Raw genomic sequence first — 2,425 nt, 5'->3', positions numbered from 1 at the left:
CACCGCCCATAACAGATCCCAACATAGCTTTGGCTGGTTTTTGATCTGTTTTGCAGCCATTGCCTTTTAAAAAGGTCCTATGAATTGCAAAGGGGCATGCACCTTCAACCAATTCTACCAACGCGGGCAGTTTTCCCCCTAAGGGGTGGGGGCAGCTATCATGAAAGCGTAAATTGGGTGACAAGGCACAAGTGATACCACGCTTGCGTAAATAAGTTTCTGCTAGGCTATCTTTTATAGTTTGGCTTTGTTTCCAAAGCTCTCTTGCTCTCTCTGCATTCTGTTTTGCTCGTTTGAGATCAGCATAAAACTGTTTTGAGAAAGAAAGCGTATGACCATAAGCATTCTCAAAATATGCTTGTGTATTGAAAAGACCAATGTTTTTAAGAGCTTTGATGATCTGTTTAAAAGAGCAGCCAGCATGACAATAAAGTAATAATTGACCATTATAACCATAAGTAAGAGCTAAACTAGGAGTGCCATCATCATGGGCAGGGCAATGGGCAAGTCCATAATGCCCATGCCAAACACCTGGCACAGCACGTGTTATGCCCGCAGCATGTCTATAAGAATACATTTTTTATCCTATGATCTTGCGTCACAGGACGGATTTTGCACTTCATAATTCGATAAGTAATGAAGAGCCTTGTCCGTCCTTACGTGACAAGGTTTTCTTTTATGCAGCATTATTGCTACGGTTGTTTTTTGCTTTCTCTATTACACCGTGAAGATCCGATTGTAACCAACGCGACAAAAAACCAAACTTTAAGGGTTTTGGTAAAACACCATTGGTGACATGACGGCGGAATGTTGAAACACTCATATGAAGCAATTTTGCACTTTCACGGTCTGTGAGAAGAGTGTCATTTTCTGTCATTTAAAAATCCTTTCAGAACATAAATTGCAAACAAATCATAAGCATTTATTAACCATATTCTCGAATCATTGGAAAGGTATTTAATCTATAAAAAACAGTCTTTTATCATGTTTTTTTAACATTGAATCTTGATGAATCTTATTGAGAAAGAATGAGAGAAAAGAGAGCTAAAGTTATCCACAGGTTATGGGGTATTGCACCCAATCCCTTAAGTTTGACCGGTGACAAAAGCCGCCCATTTATCCATATAAACACGGCGCTGTTCTAAATAATCAGTGCGACGATAGGCACGTTCTACTTTACCCCCGACCGTATGACTTAGAATGGTTTCAGCAACCTCATAGGGGGCATCAGTTGTTTCAGCGAGCCAATTGCGTAAACTAGAGCGAAATCCATGGGGGCAGGCTTTAAGTCCAGTCTGTTGCATATATTGCGACATACAGCGTTCAGCAAGAGGACCGCGACCGGTTGCAGAAAAAAAGAAATCATTACGAGAGAGCAGGCGCGCTTGTTTCAGAATTTCTAATGCTTCTGATGATAAAGGCACACGAAATTCTGTTGTTGCATCACGCCTTCCTTTCATATTTTCAGCAGGTATAGTCCATATATCTCCTTCAATCTGATCTTCACGAATATGACACAAAGGATTGCTACGAACACCTGTCAGAATAAGCAAACGCAAAGCCAGTTGTGTGAGGGTTGTTGTTTGACAAAGTGTTTTATAAAAAGCTGGTATATCTTTCCAATCCATAGCTGGTCTATTCGTGATCTTATGGCGTTGTTTGCCTAATAAAGCTTGTGCTTTGGTGGTTGCTTGTAAATCAACATCCAATCCTAAGGCAGCCGCATGTTTGAGACAAAGATTAAGACGGTTTAGTGCTTTCTCTGCTGTTCCTGCTTTTGTATGCCATATGGGGGAAAGTGTATTGCGTATATCTGTTTGGGTAATTTCTGAAATGGGAAGGCAGCCTAATTTAGGAAGAATGTAAAGACGCAAAGGTGCCAACCAGTCCCCATTTTTCCCATCATTTTTTAATTCGGCTTTACGGCTTTCAAAAGTCTCTAAAGCAATGTCTTTAAGATAATGAAGATTGCTTATTGCCTCACGCTTTTGTTTATCACGTTCTTTAATGGGGTCACGACCATCATGTAAAACAGAACGCCACTGCGTTGCATGTTCACGAGCTTGTTTTAAAGAGACATCTCTTAAAGCCCCTAAGCCCATTTCACGACGGCGCCCGTGAAGGGTATAACGATAAATCCATTGAGCGCCACCATCTTCACGCTTATGAAGTAACAAGCCGGCACCATCATTATATTTGCCAGCCCCTAATGTTGCGACAGCCCTTGGCACTTAAGACGGTTCATAAGAGCCATTTTTAGTCCTTTCTTATATAAATTTTATCCACACACTCATCCCACTTGTGAGGTGCAAGTGAGTGGTTTTGATTGATTCAACATAAACAGGTTTGGAATGAGAGAATCCTACGTTATTCGGGACTCTCATTCAACATGCAAAACAGTGAATTATTATTATAAATCAATGCG

At 40.7% G+C, this 2,425-nt stretch carries 2 protein-coding genes and 1 pseudogene; all 3 read right to left on the bottom strand.

Going from position 1 to position 2,425, the window contains the following annotated elements; genetic code table 11:
- Positions 1 to 577, bottom strand: a 577-nt coding sequence (locus BN67_RS07285; protein ID WP_019223473.1) for a DUF7146 domain-containing protein, incomplete at its 3' end; no start/stop codon positions are given.
- Between the two features lie 99 nt (positions 578 to 676).
- On the bottom strand, positions 677 to 877 hold the full coding sequence (locus tag BN67_RS07280) for a helix-turn-helix transcriptional regulator (protein WP_019222130.1): 201 nt from the start codon (positions 875 to 877) through the stop codon (positions 677 to 679).
- Between the two features lie 208 nt (positions 878 to 1,085).
- Positions 1,086 to 2,254, bottom strand: a pseudogene (locus tag BN67_RS07275) (tyrosine-type recombinase/integrase).
- Positions 2,255 to 2,425: the final 171 nt, after the last annotated feature.

It is taken from the genome of Bartonella rattaustraliani AUST/NH4 (genome assembly GCF_000312565.1).
Lineage (GTDB): Bacteria > Pseudomonadota > Alphaproteobacteria > Rhizobiales > Rhizobiaceae > Bartonella > Bartonella rattaustraliani.
Note: the sequence above shows the minus strand (reverse complement) of the source record. Positions and strands in the feature narration are given on the sequence as shown.